General features: G+C 32.9%; 3 protein-coding genes. All 3 read right to left on the reverse strand.

Annotation, left to right across the window (positions count from 1 at the left end; all coding sequences use genetic code 11):
- Positions 1 to 1284 (reverse strand): gliding motility lipoprotein GldK (gldK, locus tag ACTG3S_RS08785; protein ID WP_439128983.1); only part of this gene is annotated, 1284 nt, incomplete at its 3' end.
- A gap of 104 nt (positions 1285 to 1388) precedes the next feature.
- On the reverse strand, positions 1389 to 2549 hold the full coding sequence (locus ACTG3S_RS08790) for a formimidoylglutamase (RefSeq protein WP_439128984.1): 1161 nt from the start codon (positions 2547 to 2549) through the stop codon (positions 1389 to 1391).
- Between the two features lie 36 nt (positions 2550 to 2585).
- On the reverse strand, positions 2586 to 3272 hold a 687-nt coding region (locus ACTG3S_RS08795; RefSeq protein ID WP_439128985.1), incomplete at its 5' end, for a topoisomerase C-terminal repeat-containing protein.

Raw genomic sequence — 3272 nt, forward strand, 5'->3', positions numbered from 1 at the left:
TACTTCTAAAAAGTATGCTACATCTTTCCAAGAACCTCCACGTACAATTTTTCTTTTATTTTTTCTATCCTCTACATTTGGATTCATAGTAGAAGCCATATAGTAAGATGATAAGTTGTAAGCTGTATTGGTCCATTCAGAAACGTTACCAGCCATGTTATACAAACCATAATCGTTTGCGTTAAATGATTTTGCTTCCATTGTATATAAAGCGCCATCTACTGCATAATTACCTCTTACTGGTTTAAAGTTTGCTAAAAAACAACCTCTATCACTTGTGGTACCTCCTGTACCCCAAGGATACGTTGCAAATTCTAAACCACCTCTTGCAGCATACTCCCATTCTGCTTCTGTTGGTAATCTAAAATCTGGTACTTGTGTCGCGTTTTTTCTACCTCTTAGGTAATCGTTTTTCTTTTTTGTTCTCCAATTACAAAAAGCATTTGCTTGATCCCAAGTTACACCCACAACAGGGTAATCTCCATAAGACTGGTGATAAAAATAATCTTGGTGCATTGGATCGTTGTAAGAATAGTTAAAGTCTTTTACCCATGCAGTAGTGTCTGGATAAATGTTTAAAACTTCTACTTCTACAAAATCTTTTCTATTTCCTCCTTTTCTGGCTGCATTGTCTCTATCAAACCAAGAGTATCTATATTTTAGATATTTTGGATTAAATGTTCTGATTCCGTCTACAGCTTCGTCTCTACTTATGTAAAGTGTATCCATCACTTCTACATAATCAAGATCTGGATATTCTTCCTTTTTCCAAACCAATTCTGTTTCCCAATTTAATGGTTTTATAGAATCGATACCATCACCTAAACTCCAATAATTTTCATACATGTATTTTTGATAAGGCGTAGCGTCTGTTGTGTCTACAGTTGCAAAAGCATAATCGTGTATACCTCCAGAAAGTGGTGTGCCATCAGGATTTGGATTTGCACCCATAGCTGCAAATTCTGCTTGGTAACCTAATCTTGTTCTAACAATAGAATCTCTAACCCAATGTACAAATTCTTTGTACTCGTTATTTGTAATCTCTGTTTCGTCCATGTAATAAGGTCTAACAGTAACAGTTTTTGTAGGCGCATTCATAGTACCAATTATGTCTTGGTCTTGCTTACCCATGGTAAAAGAACCACCTGGTATTAATGCCATACCATAAGGTTTTTCTGAAAACCATTTTTTCTTGACTTTTACACCCACCAATTCACCTCTATCATTAGAGCCACAACTGTAAAATACTGCTATTAAAAGTGCAAATATTGCTGCTTTCTTCATATTCTAATATATCTTTACTAAAAAGTTCGTAAACCTATTATTTTTTTTTCTAAAAAACAATGTTGAATTCGCATTTAACGTATTGAATTTTGTTTTTTTGTGAATTACACCATTTTTTTCATAGCCTTATACCATTTTTCGGGTATAATTTGTTTTGTTGCTTCTGTGTAATCTTTATATGTACATGGTATTAACGCATGTCTTTTGTATTTATTATTTGATAAAATATTTATTTCTATCCACCATCTGCCAGATTTGTTACTTTTATAAAATGTAAGGGGTTCATCATCTTCTAATAAAACTGTAAATTTTTGATAATTCTCCTTACCCGAAAACGGATAATCTTTTACTCTGTAGTTAACACCTTCTATAAAGTACCATATCATTTGTGCTATTAAATGGGCTGTTTGATGGTTTTTATCGTACTTGGCATTGTACTCATAAATACCAAAAGAGGATACTTTATCACTGATACCTGCATATCTTGCAATGGCACAAATTTCTTCGCCATAAAACCCATTTGGAGATGCATTATTGTTTGCTGGTGCTTCACTTTGACGAATGGCGCCAATATCTACAGAAACAATATCTGAATTTCTAAAAGCAGGCTCTATACTTTCTAATTCTTTTGATTTCCCTAACCTATGTGCATCAAAAAACAAATTATCTAACAGATTTATTTCTTCTTGAGAATTAAAATAGGTTTGATAACCAACATTGCAATAATTAAACAAATTATTAGGTTCTTGCATGATAATTTTACTGAGGTAAGATTGTGAGGTTAATTCGTCTTCTAAATTACCTAAATCGAAACGACTATCTACTGCAGTAATATTTACAGTTTGCTCTAAACTATCGTAAGCTCTGTAATTAACGTAAGTAATATCTTGCCCACCACCAATAATTACAGGTATTATGTTTTGTTTTAATAGTGTGGTTACAATTTCTCTAACTGCAAAGTAGGTATCTGAAACTGAGTTTCCTTTTTTTACATTTCCTAAATCTGCAATGGTTGTATGCCATTTACCAGGAAATAATTGATATAGTTTTTTTCTGATAAAATGTAAGTCTTCTCCACAACCAAAATTATCTTGAGAGTTTCTGTCTTCTTGTACCCCAAATATTGCTATTTGTACATTGTCTAACTCTGGTAAACCTTCTTTTGCTGTATGTAAGCGTATAAAATTACCCAAAGAATTTTCTGATTGCAACACAAAATGTGCTACAACAGTCTCTTTTATAGGGGTTAAAAAGTCTGGATTCATTAACAAATTTTAAAACGTATGCAATATAAGAAAACCTTATTTCTTTTTAGTGGTTTTTTTTGCGGTAGTTTTTCTTTTTGTTGCTTTTTTCTTTGGTGTTTTTGCTTCAATCATTTTAACAGCCTCTTCTTTGGTTAATTTTTCTATGGCGGTTGTTTTTGGTAACTCTATTTTAATTTTACCTTTTAACACATTAAAACGTCCCCATCTTGCTTTTTCTACTCGTATACCAACATCTTCCCAATTATGAATAACCTTGTCAATTTCTTTCTGCTTCTTTTCTTCAATCAACGTCACAATATCATCATCAGAAAGGTTATCAAAATCGTATTTTTTGTTTACGTTGATAAACATACCATTCCATTTTAAGAAAGGTCCAAATCGCCCAACGCCTTTTTGTACAGGTAAATCTTCATAATGATAAATAGGCGCATCTGCTTTTTGTTTGGCAACAATTAATTCTTCTGCTCTATCTAAATCAACAGACATGGGGTCTTCTCCCTTATCTAAAGAAACGAACATTTTTCCGAAACGAATGTAAGGTCCAAAACGTCCATTAGAAACAATAACTTCTTCACCTTCGTAAGTTCCTAAAGTTTTTGGCAGTAAAAATAACTCTAAGGCTTCTTCTAAAGTGATGGTGCCCAAATTTTGATCTTTGTTTAAACTTGCAAACTGCTTTTCCTCATCTTCTGGAGCACCAATTTGTGCTATTGGACCAAA

The sequence above is a fragment of the Polaribacter sp. genome (genome assembly GCF_965656025.1).
Classification (GTDB): Bacteria; Bacteroidota; Bacteroidia; order Flavobacteriales; family Flavobacteriaceae; genus Polaribacter.